This is a genomic window from Microbacterium sp. bgisy203 (assembly GCF_965345155.1).
In the GTDB taxonomy this organism is placed as follows: Bacteria; Actinomycetota; Actinomycetes; order Actinomycetales; family Microbacteriaceae; genus Microbacterium.
Map to the genome: position 1 here is coordinate 119,677 of NZ_CBDRLZ010000003.1, position 19,115 is coordinate 138,791.

Below are 19,115 nucleotides of genomic sequence, written 5' to 3' on the forward strand. Positions count from 1 at the left end.
CGGAAGCGCGCGGATCTCCGGAGTTGCGAACGGGCGGCGACCGTGACCGGCGCCGTGGCGGGGGTGGTGACCGAGGAACAGGCGACCGGGCTCCTCGGGGCGACCGGCGCGGCGCTCGACGACCTCATGGCGCGGGCGGCGGCGCTCCGCGACGAGGGGCTCGTCCGGGCGGGGAGACCGGCGACGATCACGTACTCGCGGAAGGTCTTCCTGCCGCTGACGACCCTGTGCCGCGACCGGTGCCACTACTGCGCGTTCGTCGACACCCCGGCGCAGCTTCGGCGCGCCGGCGCACCGCTGTACCTCGACGACGAGCGCATCCTGCGCCTCGCGCGCGCGGGCGCCGCGCAGGGCTGCAAGGAAGCCCTGCTGACGCTCGGCGACCGCCCCGAGGAGCGCTGGCCCGAGGCGCGCGCCTGGCTCGATGCGCACGGCTTCGCCTCGACGATCGACTACGTCGCCCATGCGGCCGCGCTCATCACCGCCGAGACGGGCATGCTCGCCCACGCGAACCCCGGCGTCATGACGCCGGCCGAGCTCGCGACGCTCCGCCCCGTCGCCCCGTCGATGGGGATGATGCTCGAGACGACGTCGCGGGAGCTTTTCACCGAGCCCGGTCGCGCCCACTACGGATCGCCCGACAAGGACCCCGACCTCCGCCTCGGGGTGATCGCCGACGCGGGTGCCGCGCAGATCCCTTTCACGACCGGCATCCTCGTGGGCATCGGCGAGACCCTCGCCGATCGGGCGCGCTCGCTCTTCGCGCTCCGCGACCTGCACGCCCGCTACCGGCACGTGCAGGAGGTGATCGTCCAGAACTTCCGCGCGAAGCCGCGCACCGCGATGGCCGGCGCGCCCGACGCCGATCGCGACTCCTACCTCGCGGCCGTCGCCGTGGCACGGCTCGTCCTCGGGCCCGACATGCGCATCCAGGCACCGCCGAACCTCAGCGATCCGGGCGAGCTCGCCCTCCTCCTCGCCGCCGGTGTCGACGACTGGGGCGGAGTGTCGCCGCTCACCGCCGACCACGTCAACCCCGAGCGGCCCTGGCCGCACCTCGACGACCTCGCCGCCGCGACCGCCGGCGCCGGGTTCACCCTGCGCGAGCGGCTGACGGCCCATCCGGAGTACGTGCGGGATGCCGAGCGGTGGATCGACCCGGCGCTGCAGAGCGCCGTGCGGAGGCTGGCCGCAGACGACGGGCTCGCGGCGGCCGGGCACGCGGCCGCAACGCATCCGGTGGACGTGGTGCGCGGCCGGGTGTCGGCGCAGGGGCACGGAGGCTCCGGCATCCGTTCCCTGCTGGAGCGCGCCGCCGTCGATGCCGACACCGTCGCGCCGGACGAGTGGGAGCGCCTGCTCACCGCGACCGGCGACGATCTCAGCCGTCTCGTCGCGGCGGCCGACGAGCTCCGCCGCTTCACGATCGGCGACACCGTCTCGATCGTCGTCAACCGGAACCTCACGACCACCTCCCTCCGCCGCGTCGCGCGCGAGCCGGGCGATGTCACGATCGCCGACGCCGTCCTGATCGCCGAGGATGCCGTGGACCTCGGCGCCACCGAGGTGTGCGTCCAGGGGCGGATCCCCGCCGACGAGGACCCGGAGCTGTATCTCGATCTCATCCGGACGGTCCGCGCCGCAGCTCCCACGCTGCACCTGCACGCTTGGCGCCCGCAGGACATCGCCGACCTGTGCGACCGCGGCGGGCTCCGCCTCGACGAGGCGCTCGGGCAGCTGCGCGCGGCGGGCGTCGACACGATTCCCGGCACGGGCGTGAAGGTGCTCGACGAGGGCATCCGCGCCCGGGTCGCGCCGAGTGATCTCGAGGTCGACCGCTGGACCGAGATCGTCACCGCGGCCCATCGCGCGGGGCTCCGCTCGACCTCGGTGCTGTTCTACGGACACGTCGAGCAGGTCTCGGACCGGGTCGCGCACCTCGTGCGGCTGCGGGACCTCCAGCGGGAGACGGGCGGCTTCACCGAGTTCGTGCCGATCCCGCTTCCCACCCCCGCGCACCCCCGGGGCGCCTCGACGGAAGACGAGCACCGCGCGATGGTCGCGGCCGCGCGGCTGATGCTCGGCGCCGACATCCGGCACCTCCAGATCCCGTGGACGCGGCACGGTCGCGCGCGCACCGCCGACCTCCTGCGCGCCGGCGGCGACGACCTCGGCGGCACGCTCCTCGACGGGCGCGTGCGCCCCGATGCCGGGGTCGAAGACGGCCTCGAGCTGCCGCTCGCCGACGCCGCCCGCCTCGCGGCGAGCCTGTCGCGGCGCCTCCGCCAGCGGACGACCGACTACGGGACGCCGCCCGCTGCCCGCCGTCCGGGAACGGCCGCATGACCGGCCACGTCGAGGTCGCGATCGTCGGCGCTGGGTTCGCCGGCATCGCCGCTGCGCTCGAGCTGCGCGAGGCCGGCCACGAGGTCGTCGTCCTCGAGCGCGGCGACCGCGTCGGAGGAACGTGGCGCGACAACACCTACCCCGGGGTCGCATGCGACGTGCCCGCGCACCTCTACGGCCTCGCGCGGCATCCGAACCCCGGCTGGAGCGCCGAGTTCGCCCCGGGCGCCGAGATCCGCGACTACCTCGACGACGTCGTCGACCGCACCCGGCTGCGACCCTCGATCCGGTTCGGCGCGGTCGTGACGGGCGCCGATTGGGATGCCTCGCGGTCGCGGTGGCGCCTGGAGGGCACGGCCGGCACGCCGGAGTCGGCCGACGTCCTGATCCTCGCGACCGGTCGCCTCACCGAGCCCCGCATCCCCGAGATCGCGGGCCTCGCGGGTTTCGCCGGCGAGGTCGTCCACACCGCGCGCTGGCGACCGGGGCTCGACGTCGCGGGGCGCCGCGTCGCCGTCGTCGGCACCGGATCGAGCGCCGTGCAGGTCGTGCCCGAGCTCGCCCGGCGCGGCGCCGAGATCACCGTGTTCCAGCGCTCGGCCGCGTGGATCCTCCCGCGCGGCGGGCGCACGTACGACGCGGCCGAGCGGACGGCGCTCGCCGCCGATCCCGCTGCGGTCGTGGCCCTCCGCGCCGAGGCGCGCGCGGGGGAGGACGCCCGGTTCGCCGCGCGCGCGGGGCTGGCTGTCGCGGGCGCGGATGCCGGGGGCGCGGATGCGGGCGTCGCGGGCGAGGATGCCGCAGACGCGCGTGCCGCCGCGCTCGCCCACCTCGCCGCGCAGGTCCGCGAGCCGAGGCTACGCGCCGCGCTCACCCCCGACTATCCGTTCGGCTGCAAGCGCGTCGCGCTGTCCGACGACTTCTACCCCGTCTTCGATGCCGGCCGGGCGACCCTGGAACCCTCGGCCCTCGTCGCGGCCGACGGCGACCGGCTCACCGCCGCGAGCGGCGCGCACCACGACGGCATCGACCTGCTCGTCCTCGCGACCGGCTTCGAGGCCTCCCGCCCGGCGTACGCCGAGTGGGTGCGGGGAGAGGGCGGCACCCCGCTCGCCGACCACTGGGCCCGGGGAATGACCGCCGCCTGGACCACGATGGTCGCCGGATTCCCGAACCTCTTCATCCTCGGGGGCCCCCACGCCGCCCTCGCGCACACCTCCGCGATCCTCGTCCTGGAGCGGCAGGCGGCCTTCGTGCGCGACCTGCTGGCCGCGCCGGTCGCGGCCACGGACCCCGAGCCGCGGGCGCCCTCTGCCTCGCGTGTCCTCCGGGCCGACGCGGAGGATGAGGCATCCTTCGCCCGCGACATCGACGCACGCACCGCGGGCACGTCGTGGCTCGGCGGGTGCGACAGTTGGTACCTCGACGACCGGTCGGGGCGCACGGCGCTCCTGTGGCCGGGCACCGTCGACGATCTCGACGTCGTGCTCGCCGCGGGCGTGCGCGAGATCACGGGCCGCACGGCCCCCATCGGAGGAGGACGGCGATGATGCGCTACGGATACAAGGCCTCGGCCGAGCAGTTCGGGCCCACGCGCCTGCTCGCCGACTCGGTCGCCGCGGAGGCCGCCGGGTTCGACTCGGTGTTCGTCTCCGACCACTTCCAACCCTGGATGCACGAGGGCGGGCACTCTCCGGCATCCATCCCCATGCTCGGTGCGATCGGCGCGCACACCTCCCGCGTTCTCCTGGGCACGTCGGTCCTGACACCGACCTTCCGCTACCACCCCGCCGTCATCGCCCAGGAGTTCGCGACGCTCGGCGTGCTCTACCCGGATCGAGTGATCCTCGGCGTCGGTACCGGCGAGGCCCTCAACGAGGTGACGCTCGGGGCGACGTGGCCCGACCCGCCCGAGCGTTTCCAGCGGCTCAAGGAGGCGATCGCGCTCATCGAGGAGCTCTGGGATCACGAGCGCGTCACCTTCGAGGGCACCTACTACCGCGTGACCGACGCGACCGTCTACGACCGTCCCGACGTGCCGGTGCCGATCTACATCGGCGCCGCGGGGCCGGCCGCAGCCCGCCTCGCGGGGCGCGTCGCTGGGGGCTTCATCACGACGAGCGGCAAGGGGATGGGCCTCTACCGTGACACGCTCCTCCCTGCCGTCGCGGAGGGCGAGGACAAAGCCGGGCGCCCGCAGACGGCCGTCGAGAAGATGATCGAGGTCAAGGTCTCGTACCACCCCGACCCCGTCGAGGCTCGCGAGCGGACGCGGTTCTGGGCGCCGCTCGCCCTGACGCCGGAAGAGAAGACCGGCATCCACGACCCCCGCGAGATGCAGGCGCGCGCCGCGGAGCTGCCGATCGAGCGCGTCGCGTCGCGCTTCATCGTCTCGACCGACCCCGACGAGCACGTCGACCGCATCGCGGAGTACGTCGACCTCGGGTTCACACACCTCGTCTTCCATGACCCCGGCGACGACCAGCAGGCGTTCCTCGAGCGCTATCGCCGCGACATCCTGCCCCGCCTGCGGGAGCGGTTCGGGTGAGCGGCGGTCCGGGGACGGCCCGGGATGCCGGCTGGACGGTCCTCGTCCCGATCGCATCGTTCGCGGTCGGGAAGACGCGCTTCGGGCCGGAGGGCCTGCATCGCGCGACGCTCGCCCGGGCGATCGCGCTCGACACGCTGGATGCCGTGTGCGCCACACCCGGGGTCGGCCGCGTCGTCGTGGTCACGGCCGGTGACGACGTCCGGCGCGCGATGCCGGAGGGCGTCGAGGTGGTGCGCGAGGCCATTGCCGACGGGGCGAGGCGTTCCGGGGTCGATGCCGCGCTCGCGCGGGCCGCGGCGACGGTCGGGGCGGCTGCGCGTCGCGCCGCACTCCCCGCCGACCTGGCCGCACTGGCGCCCGCCGAGCTCGGCGCGGCGCTGGAGGCGGCCGCGGCCCATCCGCGCGCCGTCGTCGCCGACGCGGAGGGCACCGGCACGACCCTCCTGACCGCGGTCGCCGGTGTGCCCTGGGTGTCGGCGTACGGTCCGGCATCCTTCGCCCGCCACGTCGACCTGGGGTTTCACCCGCTCGAGGTGGCCGCGGACTCAGGTCTGCGCTGCGACCTCGACACACCTGCGCAACTGGCGGACGTCGCGTGCCGCGTCGGCCCCCGCACCGCCGCGCTCGCCGCGCCTCGCCGAACGCACGCGGGCTGAAAGGATGAAGCCATGATCGCGCCCGACATCCGCCTCATCGCCGTCGACATGGACGGCACCCTGCTGCTGCCGGACGGGTCGATCCCGGCGGGCATCTGGCCCCTCCTCGAGCGGCTGCGCGAGCGCGGCATCGCCTTCGCCCCCGCGAGCGGGCGTCAGCTCGCCACTCTGCAGCGGATGTTCGCGGGCGTCTCAGCGGGTGAGCCAGGCGCCGGCGGCGAACTCGACTACATCGCCGAGAACGGGGCGTACGTCGTCCGCGGCGACGTCGAGGTGTCCTCGGATGCCGTCGATCCGGCGTTCGCGGCATCCGTCGTGACGCGCCTGCGCGACCTCGTCGCGGGCGGCGCGCTCCGAGCGGGTCTCGTCGTCTGCGGCAAGAGGTCGGCCTACATCGAGGAGACCGATCCCGACTTCGTCGCCGAGGTGGAGAAGTACTACGCGAAGCTCGAGGTCGTGCCGGACCTCCTCGCCGTCGACGACCAGGTGCTGAAGCTCGCGATCTACGACCATGACGGCGGCGAAGCGCATACCGCGCCCGCGTTCGCCGACGCCGCCGCGACGCACCAGGTGGTCGTCTCGGGCCTGCACTGGGTCGACATCATGAACCGGACGGTCAACAAGGGCGTCGCGCTTCGGGCGCTGCAGGAAGCGCTCGGCGTGACTCCCGCCCAGACCGCCGCCTTCGGCGACTACCTCAACGACCTCGAGCTGCTGCAGGCGGCGGAGTGGTCGTTCGCGATGGACGACGCCCACCCCGACATCGTCGCCGCCGCCCGCTACCGCGCTCCGTCGAACGCCGACGCAGGCGTGATCACGGTGATCGAGGAGCTCCTCGGGCGCGACTGAGGCCCCCGGAGACCCCGCCCCTCCGACGCCCGCGGAGCCCGCGACCGGCGTAGCGTGGAGGGCATGGTCACGATTCCCACGGTCACCCTCAACGACGGCACGGTCTTCCCGCAGCTCGGCTTCGGCACGTACAAGCTCCAGGGGGAGGAGGGTACGCAGGCCATCGTCTCGGCGATCGAGAACGGCTACCGGCTGCTCGACTCCGCCGTCAACTACGAGAACGAGCGCGAGGTGGGCGAGGCGGTGCGCCGCAGCGGCATCCGCGACCAGCTCATCGTCACGACGAAGGTGCCCGGCCGCGAGCACGGCTACGAGGAAACGATCCACAGTGCGCACGCCTCGCTCGAGCGGCTCGGCCTCAACCGCATCGACCTGTACCTCATCCACTGGCCGAACCCCAGCGTCGACCGCTACGTCGAGACCTTCCGCGCCATGATCGCGCTGCAGGGCGAGGGCAAGGTCGGCGCGGTCGGCGTCTCGAACTTCACCGAAGCGATGCTCACGCGCCTCATCGACGAGACGGGCGTCACTCCCGCCGTCAACCAGGTCGAGATGCACCCGTACTTCCCGCAGGCGAAGCTCCGCGCCTTCCACGCGAGCCGCGGCATCCGCACCGAGAGCTGGAGCCCGCTCGCCCGCCGGAGCGAGCTGCTCAGCGAGCAGGTCATCGCCGGCATCGCCGCAGCCCACGGCGTCACCCCCACGCAGGTCGTCCTCCGCTGGCACACGCAGCTCGGCTCGACCCCGATCCCGAAGTCGGCGACGCCCGCCCGGCAGGTCGAGAACGCGGACGTGTTCGGATTCCTGCTGACGGATGCCGAGCTCGCCGCGATCTCGGGCCTCGAGCGCGGGCGCCTGTGGGGCGGCGACCCGGAGACGCACGAGGAGATGTGACCGGCGGCCGACGCGGGTCGCTCAGGGGATAGCGTGGGGTGATGGCTGACACCCCCTTCGATTCCCTCGACGACTACATCGCCCTCCCTCGCATCGAAGCGCTCGCCCTCTCGCCCGACGGGACGCGCGCCGTGCTGACGATCGCGACCCTCGGCAAGGACAAGACCGCCTACGAGCGCTCGCTGTGGCAGATCCCCGTCACCGGTGACGCGCCGCCCGTGCGCCTCACGCGCTCGGCGAAGGGCGAGGCGGGAGCATCCTTCACCGCCTCCGGAGACGTGCTCTTCGTCTCGGCGCGCGCCGACGTCGAAGCCGAGGACGACCCGGAGCAGGCGCAGCTGTGGCTCCTGCCCGCCGCGGGTGGCGAGGCGCGCCCCGTCACCCGGCTCGCGGGCGGGGTCTCGGGCGTCACGGTGGCCGAGGCATCCGACCGCATCGTGCTCGGAGCGCCGCTCCTGCCCGCCGCCGAGGACATCGAGGCCGACGCGGTGCTCCGCGCCGACCGGAAGAAGCACAAGGTCCAGGCGATCCTCCATGACGCGTACCCCGTGCGGTACTGGGATCACGACCTCGGGCCCGCGACGCCCGCCCTCCACACCCTGGATCTCTCGGCGCTCGCCGACACGATCGCGGTGCTGGAGGAGGAGGCCGAGGCCGACGAGGGCGCAGAGGGGAAGGATGCCGTCACGCTCCCGCCGCCGTATCCGACGACGCTCCCCCGGCCGCGCCTGCTGGCCCGCGGACGCGACGCCGACGATGCGGGACTCGCGCTCACCCCCGACGGGGCGACCCTCATCGCGTCGCTCCGCGTGGCGCAGGGGCGCGACTCGCGTTACCGGATCGTCGCGATCGACACTGCGACCGGCGCGCAGCGCGTGCTCTTCGACGAGCCCGACACGTTCTTCGAGGCCCCGACGATCAGCCACGACGGCCGGACGCTCGTCTTCGTGAAAGCCGCGATGGGGTCGCCCGACGCGCCGTCGGACCAGGAGCTGTGGGTGTCGGACATCGACGGGCAGGGCGCCCGGCGCATCGCCGACGGCTGGGACCGCTGGCCCACCGGCATCCGCTTCGACACCGATGACACCGCGCTCATCGTGACGGCCGACGACGACGGACGCGGACCGATCTTCCGCGTGCCGCTCGACGGGGGAGAGGTCGAGACGCTCGTTCGCGACGACTTCACCTACACGCACGTCGACGTCGATGCCGCCACCGGCGACCTCGCGGCGCTCCGCTCGAACTGGATGACGCCGCCGCACGCGGTGCGCGTCTCGCGCGACGGCACGGTCACCGCGCTGCGCAGCCCCGTCACGATGCCGGCCCCGGCCGCCGAGATGACCGAGGTCGAGACGACCGCCGCCGACGGCGCGCGCGTGCGCGGGTGGCTGCTGACCCCGCGTGGGGCCTCAGCGGAGACGCCCGCGCCGCTGCTGCTGTGGATCCACGGCGGGCCGCTGAACTCCTGGAACGCGTGGTCGTGGCGGTGGAGCCCGCAGCTCGCCGTCGCCCGCGGGTACGCCGTGCTCCTTCCCGACCCGGCCCTGTCGACGGGGTACGGGCTCGACTTCATCGCCCGCGGCTGGAACGCGTGGGGCGCCGCCCCCTACACCGACCTGATGGCGATCACGGATGCCGTGGAGGCCCGCCCCGAAATCGACGAGACCCGCACGGCGGCGATGGGCGGGTCGTTCGGCGGCTACATGGCCAACTGGGTCGCGGGGCACACCGACCGGTTCCGCGCGATCGTGACCCACGCGAGCCTGTGGGCACTCGACCAGTTCGCCGGGACGACCGACCACTCCGGCTACTGGCAGCGGATCTTCACCCCCGAGGCGATGATCGAGAACTCCCCGCACCGGTTCGTCCGCGACATCGTGACGCCGCTCCTCGTGATCCACGGCGACCGCGACTACCGCGTGCCGATCGGCGAGAGCCTGCGCCTGTGGTCGGAGCTCAACGAGCACTTCGCCGCCGAGGACGGGTCGCTGCCGCACCGGTTCCTGTACTTCCCCGACGAGAACCACTGGGTCTTGGAGCCGCAGCACGCGAAGGTCTGGTACGAGACCGTGTTCGGCTTCCTGGGTGAGCACGTGCTGGGCGAGGGGCCCGAGCGTCCGCGCCTTCTCGGTTGAGGCCTCGGTGATCGAGTGCCGACGCGCAGCGCCGGCACTCGATCACCGAAGGGTTGCGGCCCCGCCGGTCAGTCGCCCTTCACGTTGACGAGCTGGCGGAGCGTGTGCCGGATCTCGACGAGATCCGCGGCATCCGCCATGACCTGATCGATCGGCTTGTACGCCTGCGGGATCTCGTCGATGAAGGCATCCGTGTCACGGAACTCGATCCCCTCCATCGCCGCGCGCAGCTGCGCGTGCGTGAAGGTCCGCCGCGCCGCCGACCGCGAGTACTCCCGGCCGGCGCCGTGCGGTGACGAGTTCAGCGACAGCGGGTTGCCGAGCCCCGACACGACGTACGACGCCGTGCCCATCGACCCCGGAATGAGCCCGGGCCGCCCGGCATCCGCCTGGATCGCGCCCTTCCGCGACACCCACACACGCTTCCCGAAGTGCATCTCGCTCTCGGTGAAGTTGTGGTGGCAGTTGATCCGCTCCTGCTCGATCACGTCCTCACCCATCGCCTCGGAGAGCTGACGCGCCACCCGGTCCATCATCTCTTCGCGGTTGAGGAGCGCGAAGTGTTGGGCCCAGCGCAGCTCCGCGATGTACCGGCGGAACTCCTCCGTCCCCTCGACGAGGTAGGCGAGATCGGGGTCGGGCAGCTCGATCCACCACTGCTTCGCGAGCCGCTGCGCGAGCGCGATGTGGTGCGTGGCGATCTTGTTGCCGACGCCCCGGGAGCCCGAGTGGAGGAACATCCACACGGCATCCGTCTCATCGACCGACACCTCGATGAAGTGGTTCCCCGACCCGAGCGACCCGAGCTGGTGCCGCCAGTGCCCCGCGTAGCGGGCGGGATCGAACTCCTTCGCGGCGGCGAGGTCCTCGAGTTCGGCGACCCGCGGCTCGGCGGTGGCGACGACCTTCCGGTTGTCCCGGCCCGCCGACAGCGGGATCGCGCGCTCGATCGCCTCTCGCAGCGCGCCGAGATCGCGCGCCACGAGCTGCGCCTTCGTGAACTGGGTGCGGACGGCGATCATCCCGCACCCGATGTCGACGCCGACGGCCGCCGGCATGATCGCCCCGAGCGTCGGGATGACGGATCCGACCGTCGCCCCCTTGCCGAGGTGCGCATCGGGCATGAGCGCCAGATGCGGGTAGATGAACGGCATGCGCGACGAGGTGAGCGCCTGCGCGACGGTCTTCTCGTCGATGACGCTCGCCCAGCTGAGCAGCCGGTTCGTGAGCTTCTCCATGATTCCTTTCCTTGTTGTGGAGAGGTCCGAAAGGCTCGGCATGCGGAGAGGGCACACGCGAAAACGCCCCGGACCTTGCGGTGCGGGGCGTGTGACGGTGGCGGCGTCAGACGGCTCGCGCCGGAGGGTACGACTCGTAGCGGTTCTGGGGGTTGCCCAGTTCGGGCTTCACCAGTTCCGCTGCGGGGAGAGTGCGCAGGTGCGCCATCGTCGTGATCCTCCGGTTCGTGTCGTGCCGGTGTCGGCACAGCCTTGCGACACTAGCGGTACGGCGCGCCCATCGTCAACCCTGGTTCGCGCCCGATCCCGCGTCCGTATCGTGGCCGCAGAGGCGGCCCGCACCGCGCCGCCGGAGGAGACGAACGCCATGAGCGAGCAGAACGACAGCGGCCAGCCGGATGCCGACGACACCGACGTCACGGGCAAGGCCGGCGGCCTCGGCGAAGAAGGCACCATCCCGCCCGACCCCGACGGCGTCGCCGCGGGTCACACCGACGAGCCGTCGAACTTCAACCCCGAAGAGGACGAGGAAGCCCCGGCATCCTGACGGCGCGCGCCTGTTCCGTCCGCCGCGAGCCGTCGTCAGGCGGCGGCAGAACGCTTCGCTGCGATGCGCCGCTGGTCGAGCCGCGCGAGGCCGTGGTCGATGACGTAGTAGACGTAGCCGACCGCGATGAGGGCGATCGTGAGGCCCACGATCCACGCGATGACCCCGCCGACGCCGTTCGCCTCGACGTCCATGAACGGGTAGGGCACGCGGGCGCCGCCGCCGAAGTCGCCGCCGAGCGCACCATACGTGAACGCGAAGATCAGATAGATGTAGGGGATGATCGCCCAGAGCACGGGGTCGATCTTCCGGAAACTCCCCTTGGGAATGAACAGCAACCAGTCGACGATGACGAGCACCGGGCAGATGATGTGGACGAGGTTGTCGGTGAGGCTGAACGGCTCGCTCGCGCCCGGCTGCTCGAACAAGTACGGCACCAGGACGATCAGGTAGATGAGCATCGTCACGGTGATCGCCATCATGACGAAGCCCTCACCGCGCGCGGACGGCGTGGAGTAGCCGTACCAGCCCTTCGTCTGCATGTCGCGGACGGTCACGATCGCCGACCACACCATCCACACGAGGCACAGCACGTTGCTCTGCACCGTGAAGAAGAGGAACGACGACCACGACGGGTCGGCGCTCCACAGCCCCGTGACGCGGGCGATGCCGATCAGGATGACGAGCGAGGCCACCGCGCGATACGCGAAGGCGAGGGCGCGATAGGGCAAGGCCATGCCCTCCATCGTATGCGCCCGCGAGGGCCTCAATGCGGGGCGTGGTACTCGGCCTCGCCGCGCTTCCAGTAGCCCTTGACCACGATCTGGTCGGATGCCAGGCCCCACCGGTCGAGAAGCAGCGCCCGGCCGGGCTTGACGATCGCCTGCTCGGCTGCGATGAAGCCGAAGACGTCACCGGCGGGGCGGTCGTCCGCGGTGAGCGCGTCGATGCGGGCTGCCAGGGCCGAGCCGGCGGGCGCATCGCCCCGGTGGACCTGCTCGACGACGACGCCCGCGGGCGCGTCGATGGGCAGTTCGCGTGCGGCGTCGGGAACCTCGACGAGGATGCGGCCGGTGGCCTCGGCATCCATCAGCTGCGCGAAACGGCGCATCGCGGGAACGGCGGTCTCATCTCCCGCGAGTAACCACGCGTCCGGGCGGCCGGTGACCACCATCGACCCGCGCGGGCCGCCGACGCCCGCGAAGGCGCCGATCTCCGCCGACGCCGCCCACACGGCGCCGACGCCGTCGGCGCTGTGCACGTCGGATGCCCCGTGGATCGCGAACTCGAGATCGAGCCATCCGGCGTCGGCGTCCCACGCGAGCGGCGTGTATTCACGGCTCGGGGCGGCGCGCAGCTCCTCGACCGACTCGGTGGGACCTGCGGGGAAGAAGACGCGGATGTGGTCGTCGGAGCCGAGCGATGTGAAGCCGCGGAGGTCGTCGCCCTCGAGGCGGACGCGGACGTACTCGGGGGTGATCCACTCGCGGGCCGCGAGCCGGACGGCGCGGAAACGGAGGTCGAGGCCCTGCCGTTCGAGGCGGAAGGCGGGAGTGGTCTCGGCGGTGGGTTCGGGGGGTGAAGTCGACGTGCTCATCATTCTTAGGTTAGCCTAACCAAGCCGGACGCGTCGTCGACCGGCATCCCCTGCACACTCACCGAGAGATACGTCACGCATGCCTTCTTCGCACCGCACTCGTCTTCGTCCCGCCTCCCGCATGGCCCTCGTCGCGATCGCCGCCGCCGCCGCGATCGGCCTCGCAGGCTGCTCGTCCGCCGCTGCGCCGGCCGCCAGCCCCTCGGCCACCGCGGAGGCCACCTCGGTCACCGTGACCGACAACCACGGCGAGCAGACGGTCGCCCTGCCGGCCCAGCGCGTCGTCGCGACGGACAACCGGACGATCTCGGTGCTCGACAGCTGGGGCATCGACGTCGTCGCAGCACCGCTCGACATCTTCCCCGCGGGCCTGTCGTACAAGAAGGACGGCTCGGGCGTCATCAACCTCGGCAACCACGGCGAGCCCGACCTCGAGGCCGTCGTCGCCGCCGACCCCGACCTGATCATCAACGGTCAGCGCTTCGCGTCGCACTACGCGTCGCTCCAGACGCTCGCACCCAACGCGACCATCATCGAACTCGACCCGCGCGAGGGCGAAGACTTCGGCGACGAGCTGAAGCGTCAGGTCACGGTCCTCGGCGAGGTGTTCGGCAAGCAGGACGAGGCGGCGAAGCTCGTCGCCGACTACGACGAGTCGGTCGAGCGCGTGAAGAAGGCGTACGACGGTCAGTCCGTCATGGGCGTCATCACCTCCGGTGGCGAGATCAACTACGCTGCCCCCTCGACCGGCCGCACGCTCGGCCCGGTGTTCGACATCCTCGCCCTCACCCCGGCGCTGTCGAGCGACGGCTCGACCGACCACCAGGGCGACGACATCTCGGTCGAGGCGATCGCCGCCTCGAACCCCGAGTGGATCCTCGTCATGGATCGCGACGCGGGCGTCAGCGCGAACACCGACGAGGAGTACACGCCCGCCGCCGACCTGCTCACCTCCTCCGCGGTGCTGAAGAACGTCCCCGCGGTCAAGAACGGCCACATCGTGTACATGCCGGCCGGCACCTACCTCGATGAGGGCATCGTCACCTACACGACGTTCTTCAACAGCCTCGCAGACGCTCTTGAGAGCGCCTCCTGAGTTCGGAAGCAGTGATCCCGCTGTCCCCGAGCGACACCGCGCTGCGCGGCATCCCCGACCGGATGCCGCGCAGCGCGCGCCCGCGTTCGCGCCAGCGCCTCTTCACGTGGCCGCTCCTGGTCGGCGTGGTGGTCGTCCTCGCTCTCGTGACGCTGTCTCTGTTCGTCGGGGTCTACGACATCTGGAACGATCCCGACGGCCTCACCGTCTTCTTCGCGACCCGCATCCCCCGGACGGTCGGGCTCGTCCTCGCGGGTGCGGCGATGGCGATGTGCGGGCTCGTGATGCAAATGCTCACCCAGAACCGCTTCGTCGAGCCCACGACCACCGGCACGACCGAGTGGGCGGGGCTCGGACTGCTGCTCGTCATGCTGCTGTTCCCCGAGGCGCCCCTCATGGCGCGGATGATCGGCGCGGTCATCGCCGCGTTCGTCGGGACGATGCTGTTCTTCCTGTTCCTCCGCCGGGTCATGCTCACCTCGTCGATCATCGTGCCGATCGTCGGCATGATGCTCGGCGCCGTCGTCGGCGCGATCTCCACCTACGTCGCCCTGTCGACCAACATGCTCCAGAGCATGGCGATCTGGTTCACCGGGTCGTTCACCTCGGTCATGCGCGGCTACTACGAGCCTCTCTGGGTCGTCCTGATCGTCGTGGTCATCATCTTCATCGCCGCCGACCGCTTCACGATCGCCGGCCTCGGCGAGCAGGTCGCGACGAGCGTCGGGCTCGACTACCGGCGCATCCTCCTCATCGGGACGATGCTCATCGCCCTCGCCACCGGCGTCGTGACCGTCGTCGTCGGAAACCTCCCGTTCCTGGGGCTCATCGTCCCGAACGTCGTCTCGCTCATGCGCGGCGACGACCTCCGCTCGAACCTGCCGTGGGTCGCGCTGGGCGGCGTCGCGCTCATCACCGCGTGCGACATCCTCGCGCGCGTCGTGAACATGCCCTTCGAGGTGCCCGTCTCCCTGATCCTCGCGATGGTCGGCTCGGTCGCCTTCATCGCCCTCCTCCTGAGGCAGCGTCGTCGTGCCTGATCCGCGTACGCTCACGACAGCGGTGACGAGGGATGCCTCGGCATCCGGCTCCCGCTCCGGCTCCGCGCGCCACGTCGGTGCGTTCCCGTCGCGGGCGCGTGCCCGCCGGTACGGCGTGCTGCTGGTCGTCCTGGCCGTCGCCGCCGTCGCGATCGCCGTCGGCATCCTCGCGTGGGACAACCCCGCCCCCGCCGGCAGCGACGGGTTCTGGCGCATCGCGCAGCTGCGCGTCGAGAGCCTCGCGGTGATCCTCGTCGTCGCGTGCTGCCAGTCGATCGCCACGATCACGTTCCAGACCGTCGTCGGCAACCGCATCGTGACGCCCTCGCTCCTCGGGTTCGAGTCGCTCTACACGGCGATCTCGACGACGATGATCTTCGTCTTCGGCGTCTCGGGCGTGCTGATCCTGCAGGGCGTCGGCGCGTACCTGCTGCAGATCCTGCTGATGCTCGTGTTCGCCGGCATCCTCTACGGGTGGCTCCTGTCGGGCAAGTACGCGAACGTGCAGATCATGCTGCTCGTCGGGATCATCCTCGGGGGTGCGCTCGCCGCGTTCTCGACCTTCCTCCAGCGCCTGCTGACCCCGACGGAGTTCGACCTGCTCACGGCGCGCCTGATCGGCTCGGTCGCGAACGCCGACGTCGCCTACCTGCCCTACGCCGTGCCGCTCGCGGCGCTCGCGATCGTCGCGCTCGTCTGGGGCGGACGCCGGCTCGACGTCATCGCCCTCGGACGCCCGGTCGCGCTGGGTCTCGGCGTCTCGCATCGGCGCGACTCGATCCTGGCCCTCCTCGCGGTATCGGTGCTCATGGCGGTGTCGACCTCGCTCATCGGTCCCATGACCTTCTTCGGGTTCCTCGTCGCGATGCTCACCTACCAGCTCGCCGACACGTATTCCCACCGCCGCATGTTCGCGATGTCGTGGCTCGTCGGGTTCGTCGTTCTGGGAGGTGCGTACTTCGTCATGAAGCACGTCTTCTACGCGGCGGGTTCGGTCGGGATCATCGTCGAGATCGTCGGCGGCACCTTCTTCCTCGTCTACCTCCTCCGAAAGGGGCGCCTGTGATCACGCTCGATGCCGTCGAGAAGCGCTACAGCACCGATGTCGCGATCGGGCCCGTCACCCTCGACCTGCCCGCGGGCGGCATCACGGCGCTCGTCGGACCCAACGGCGCCGGCAAGTCGACGCTGCTCACCATGATCGGGCGGCTTCTCGAAGCGGATGCCGGCAGCATCTCGATCGGCGGCCATGACGTCGCCTCGACCCGTTCGCGCGAGCTCGCGAAGGTCGTCGCGATCCTCCGTCAGGAGAACCACTTCGTGACGCGGCTGACGGTGCGCCAGCTCGTCGGGTTCGGGCGCTACCCGTACTCGCAGGGCAGGCTCACGGCGGATGACGAGGCGATCATCGACCGGTCGATCGACTTCCTCGGGCTCGGCGCGCTCGAAGGTCGCTACCTCGACGAGCTGTCGGGAGGTCAGCGCCAGCGCGCGTACGTCGCGATGGTCCTTGCGCAGGACACCGACTACGTCCTGCTCGACGAGCCGCTCAACAACCTCGACATCCAGCACGCCGTGCAGATGATGCGCCACCTCCACCGTGCGGCGGCGGAGCTCGGGCGGACGATCGTCGTGGTGCTCCACGACATCAACTTCGCGGGACACTACGCCGACCGCATCTGCGCCATGAAGGACGGCCAGGTCGTCGCCTTCGGCGAGCCCGACGAGATCATCCGCGGCGATGTCCTCTCGGAGATCTTCGAGACCCCCGTCGAGGTCGTCGACGGCCCCCGCGGGCGACTCGCCGTCTATTACTGAGGCGGGCTGAAACTGGGGCGAGCGGGGCGAGCGGTCCGCCGTCCCTACAGCTGGGCGCCGTCGTCCCACGGGTCGTCGCGGTGCGGGGCGCGCCCGCGGAACGATTCGTAGGCGATCAGCCAACCGATCGAGATGATCGCGGCGACGAACAGTCCGAACCAGACGCTGCCCATGATGAGCCCGAACAGGATGCCGAGGGCCACGAGCACGACCGTGCCCCACAGCCACCCCCAGCGGCCCCGCGGCCAGCCGGAGGAGCCACGCGGGTCGTCGCCGGGTTCGTCTGCGCCTGCGAAGGTCATGCCCCCACTGTAGGTGCGGCGCCGACGCCGCGCTCGGAGATCAGGTCACCGACACCCACAAGGCATCCGCCGTCGCCGAGCCTGGGCGGGGCGGCGGATCAGCGCCGTCGGTGATCCTCCGGCGCGACGCGCGGACCGCGCCGCGGCTCGAACGCGCCGCTCAGCCCGATCAGCCGGATCACCCGCTGGCGGTGTCCGCGCCACGGCTCCAGCAGGGCGACCATGCCGTCGTCGTCCACGCGACGCCCCGTGAGGGCGTAGCCGACCTGATGGGCGAGGTGGTAGTCGCCGACGCTCACGGCATCCGCATCGCCGAACGCGCGGATGCGCGCCTCCGCGCTCGTCCACGCACCCACACCGGGAAGGCTCGTGAACACCGCGTCGCGCTCGTCGCCGTCAGAGGCCGCGGACGCCGCCGCCTCGATCGACGCGCGTCGCCGCGCCGCCCGGACGACGGCCTGTGATTGCGGCGGCTCGAGTCCCGCGCGGTGCCACGTCCAGCTGGGGACGAGGCGCCAGTCGGCGGGCGGGGCGAACATCGGGCGTGGGGTGGGGCCGGGGGCGCGCTCGCCGCACCAGGTGAGGATCATCCGCCACGCGCCGAACGCCTGCAGCGCCGTGACCTTCTGCTCGAAGATCGCGCTCGCGAGGGCATCGAACACGAGGTCGGTGCGGCTGAGGCGGAGGTCGGCGTGACGCCGGTGCACCTCGGCGATGAGGGGGTGGTGATGCGGCTCGAACCCTGCGGGGTCGTCGTCCGCGCCGCACAGGCGCGGCAACTGGTCGAGCGCCCACGCGGCACCCGGGCCCCACGCCGCGGCGCGGATGCGGGTGCGCTCGACGCGGATCGCGAGCGTCGCCACCCCGTCGGGCGTGCGGCTCGCGCGCCAGATCACGCCGCCGACCGTCGTCTGTGCCGGATCGTGGGTGCCGCGCTGCTGATACGCGATCGCGCGGTGCGCGTCGAGGGGATGCCGCGGGCGATACTCGCTCTCGAGCGGGCGTTCGTGTCGGGGGCGCGGGTCGCGGGCGGGGCTTGCGGTGCGTCCCGGCATCCGTGTCGCCGCCCCGTTCGTCATGCCGTCACCCTACGTCAGCACCACCGACATCGCGGTGCGGGGGCCCGGCGGGGGTGCGGTGATCTCGATACACCGCCGCTGCTCGGGTTCCTCGCGAGCAGACCCGCACCTCGACGCTCGGGAACGCCGCCCAAGCTCCCGGAAGCGCCGCCGGAGCCCCAGGGGTCAGAAGCGGTCGGGCGAAGGGGCGCCGTGGCCGAAGCGGATGACGACGTCGGCGTGCCGGTCGAAGCGGTAGCCGATGCCGCGGACCGTGCGGACGATGTCCTCGTAGCGGCCGAGCTTCGCGCGCAGGCGTCGCACGTGCACGTCGATCGTGCGCTCGCCCGGGGCCTCGCCGTCGTCGGTGTGGCTCCACAGCGACGAGACGAGCTCGGTGCGCTCGATCGTGCGGCCCTCGCGGAGCACGAGGTACTGCAGCAGCTCGAACTCCTTGAAGGTGAGCGCGGCGCTCTCGCCGTCGATGTGCACGCGGCGGCGCGAGATGTCGATCGTGACGCCGCCGGGGACGTGGTCCTGGTCAGGCTCGTCGGCCTTCGTACGGGCGACGGCCGACGGCTCATGCAGCGCGAGGCGGACCACATCGACGTCGCGACCGCCGGCGTGGGCGGGGGCGAGGGCGACGGTCGCGTGGCTCTCGGCGTGCGGGGCGAGCTCGGCGAGGGTCTGGCGGAGCGCGGTGACGAGCGTCGAGAGCGAGACGCCGTCGGCGGCGGCCTTCAGTTCATCGATGCCGACATAGAGGGCGAAGCCGCGCGGCGCGGTGCCGACGGGAAGACCGGCGGATGCCGGAGCGGCGGATGCCGGGGCGGCGGGAGCCGTGGCCACGGGCGCCAGCGGAACATCGACGGCGTGCAGGTGACGAGCCGGTGAAAGCGTGGCGGCGGCGGTGGCGGGCGGGGTGAGGAGGGCGGTGGTCGACATGGGAGCGAGTCCTTCGGGGTGGAACCCGGGCGGAGGTGCCGGA

Annotated in this window: 18 protein-coding genes; 12 read left to right on the forward strand and 6 right to left on the reverse strand. The window is 72.0% G+C overall.

Annotated features, from left to right (window positions below; translation table 11 throughout):
- Window positions 1-42: 42 nt before the first annotated feature.
- From cofG to ACRVYW_RS06420, 7 genes are all read left to right on the forward strand, one after another.
- On the forward strand, window positions 43-2,346 hold the full coding sequence (gene cofG / locus ACRVYW_RS06390; RefSeq protein WP_431802829.1) for a 7,8-didemethyl-8-hydroxy-5-deazariboflavin synthase CofG: 2,304 nt from the start codon (window positions 43-45) through the stop codon (window positions 2,344-2,346).
- Window positions 2,343-3,896 (forward strand): flavin-containing monooxygenase, encoded by a 1,554-nt coding sequence (locus tag ACRVYW_RS06395; protein WP_431802831.1) that lies wholly within the window; start codon window positions 2,343-2,345, stop codon window positions 3,894-3,896. The genes cofG and ACRVYW_RS06395 overlap by 4 nt, the downstream gene beginning before the upstream one ends.
- Window positions 3,893-4,894, forward strand: a complete 1,002-nt coding sequence (fgd, locus tag ACRVYW_RS06400) for a glucose-6-phosphate dehydrogenase (coenzyme-F420) (RefSeq protein WP_431802833.1) — start codon at window positions 3,893-3,895, stop codon at window positions 4,892-4,894. The genes ACRVYW_RS06395 and fgd overlap by 4 nt, the downstream gene beginning before the upstream one ends.
- Window positions 4,891-5,553, forward strand: a complete 663-nt coding sequence (locus ACRVYW_RS06405; RefSeq protein WP_431802835.1) for a 2-phospho-L-lactate guanylyltransferase — start codon at window positions 4,891-4,893, stop codon at window positions 5,551-5,553. The genes fgd and ACRVYW_RS06405 overlap by 4 nt, the downstream gene beginning before the upstream one ends.
- 12 nt (window positions 5,554-5,565) lie before the next feature.
- On the forward strand, window positions 5,566-6,402 hold the full coding sequence (locus ACRVYW_RS06410) for a Cof-type HAD-IIB family hydrolase (protein ID WP_431802836.1): 837 nt from the start codon (window positions 5,566-5,568) through the stop codon (window positions 6,400-6,402).
- Between the two features lie 63 nt (window positions 6,403-6,465).
- Entirely contained in the window at window positions 6,466-7,296 is an 831-nt protein-coding gene (locus tag ACRVYW_RS06415) for an aldo/keto reductase (RefSeq protein WP_431802838.1), read from the forward strand.
- Window positions 7,297-7,337: 41 nt separating this feature from the next.
- The gene (locus tag ACRVYW_RS06420) at window positions 7,338-9,431 is read left to right on the forward strand and encodes an alpha/beta fold hydrolase (RefSeq protein ID WP_431802840.1); all 2,094 of its coding nucleotides are present in this window, start codon (window positions 7,338-7,340) and stop codon (window positions 9,429-9,431) included.
- A 68-nt stretch (window positions 9,432-9,499) separates the two neighbouring features.
- Here the strand turns inward: ACRVYW_RS06420 and ACRVYW_RS06425 are convergent, their stop codons facing one another.
- Window positions 9,500-10,669 (reverse strand): RtcB family protein, encoded by a 1,170-nt coding sequence (locus tag ACRVYW_RS06425; protein ID WP_431802842.1) that lies wholly within the window; start codon window positions 10,667-10,669, stop codon window positions 9,500-9,502.
- 367 nt (window positions 10,670-11,036) lie between these two features.
- Here ACRVYW_RS06425 and ACRVYW_RS06430 point away from each other — a divergent pair, with 367 nt between their 5' ends.
- Complete coding sequence (locus ACRVYW_RS06430) at window positions 11,037-11,216, forward strand: hypothetical protein (RefSeq protein ID WP_431802844.1); 180 nt, start codon at window positions 11,037-11,039, stop codon at window positions 11,214-11,216.
- Window positions 11,217-11,251: 35 nt separating this feature from the next.
- On the opposite strand, the gene ACRVYW_RS06435 is transcribed toward ACRVYW_RS06430, so the two are convergent.
- Together ACRVYW_RS06435 and ACRVYW_RS06440 are read right to left on the reverse strand one after the other, a co-directional pair.
- Window positions 11,252-11,953 (reverse strand): Pr6Pr family membrane protein, encoded by a 702-nt coding sequence (locus ACRVYW_RS06435; protein ID WP_431802846.1) that lies wholly within the window; start codon window positions 11,951-11,953, stop codon window positions 11,252-11,254.
- 29 nt (window positions 11,954-11,982) lie between these two features.
- Complete coding sequence (locus ACRVYW_RS06440; protein ID WP_431802848.1) at window positions 11,983-12,813, reverse strand: siderophore-interacting protein; 831 nt, start codon at window positions 12,811-12,813, stop codon at window positions 11,983-11,985.
- Between the two features lie 79 nt (window positions 12,814-12,892).
- On the opposite strand from ACRVYW_RS06440, the gene ACRVYW_RS06445 reads away from it, so the two are divergent.
- The 4 genes from ACRVYW_RS06445 (at window position 12,893) to ACRVYW_RS06460 (ending at window position 16,767) form a co-directional block, all read left to right on the forward strand.
- The gene (locus ACRVYW_RS06445; RefSeq protein WP_431802850.1) at window positions 12,893-13,909 is read left to right on the forward strand and encodes a siderophore ABC transporter substrate-binding protein; all 1,017 of its coding nucleotides are present in this window, start codon (window positions 12,893-12,895) and stop codon (window positions 13,907-13,909) included.
- A gap of 62 nt (window positions 13,910-13,971) precedes the next feature.
- Entirely contained in the window at window positions 13,972-14,949 is a 978-nt protein-coding gene (locus ACRVYW_RS06450; RefSeq protein WP_431803319.1) for an ABC transporter permease, read from the forward strand.
- A complete protein-coding gene (locus ACRVYW_RS06455) occupies window positions 14,942-16,015 on the forward strand; it encodes an iron chelate uptake ABC transporter family permease subunit (RefSeq protein ID WP_431802852.1) in 1,074 nt (357 codons plus the stop codon). The genes ACRVYW_RS06450 and ACRVYW_RS06455 overlap by 8 nt, the downstream gene beginning before the upstream one ends.
- Window positions 16,012-16,767 carry an iron ABC transporter ATP-binding protein gene (locus ACRVYW_RS06460; protein ID WP_431802854.1) on the forward strand — a complete coding sequence of 252 codons (756 nt, stop codon included), beginning with the start codon at window positions 16,012-16,014 and terminating at the stop codon, window positions 16,765-16,767. Before ACRVYW_RS06455 ends, ACRVYW_RS06460 begins: the two co-directional genes overlap by 4 nt.
- A 44-nt stretch (window positions 16,768-16,811) precedes the next feature.
- Here the strand turns inward: ACRVYW_RS06460 and ACRVYW_RS06465 are convergent, their stop codons facing one another.
- From ACRVYW_RS06465 to ACRVYW_RS06475, 3 genes are all read right to left on the reverse strand, one after another.
- Window positions 16,812-17,069: a hypothetical protein gene (locus ACRVYW_RS06465; protein WP_431802856.1), complete on the reverse strand. Its 258-nt coding sequence runs from the start codon at window positions 17,067-17,069 to the stop codon at window positions 16,812-16,814.
- Between the two features lie 98 nt (window positions 17,070-17,167).
- Window positions 17,168-18,148 carry a DNA-3-methyladenine glycosylase family protein gene (locus ACRVYW_RS06470; protein WP_431802858.1) on the reverse strand — a complete coding sequence of 327 codons (981 nt, stop codon included), beginning with the start codon at window positions 18,146-18,148 and terminating at the stop codon, window positions 17,168-17,170.
- 165 nt (window positions 18,149-18,313) lie between these two features.
- Window positions 18,314-19,072, reverse strand: coding sequence for a winged helix-turn-helix domain-containing protein (locus ACRVYW_RS06475; protein WP_431802859.1), 759 nt, complete (start codon window positions 19,070-19,072; stop codon window positions 18,314-18,316).
- Window positions 19,073-19,115: the final 43 nt, after the last annotated feature.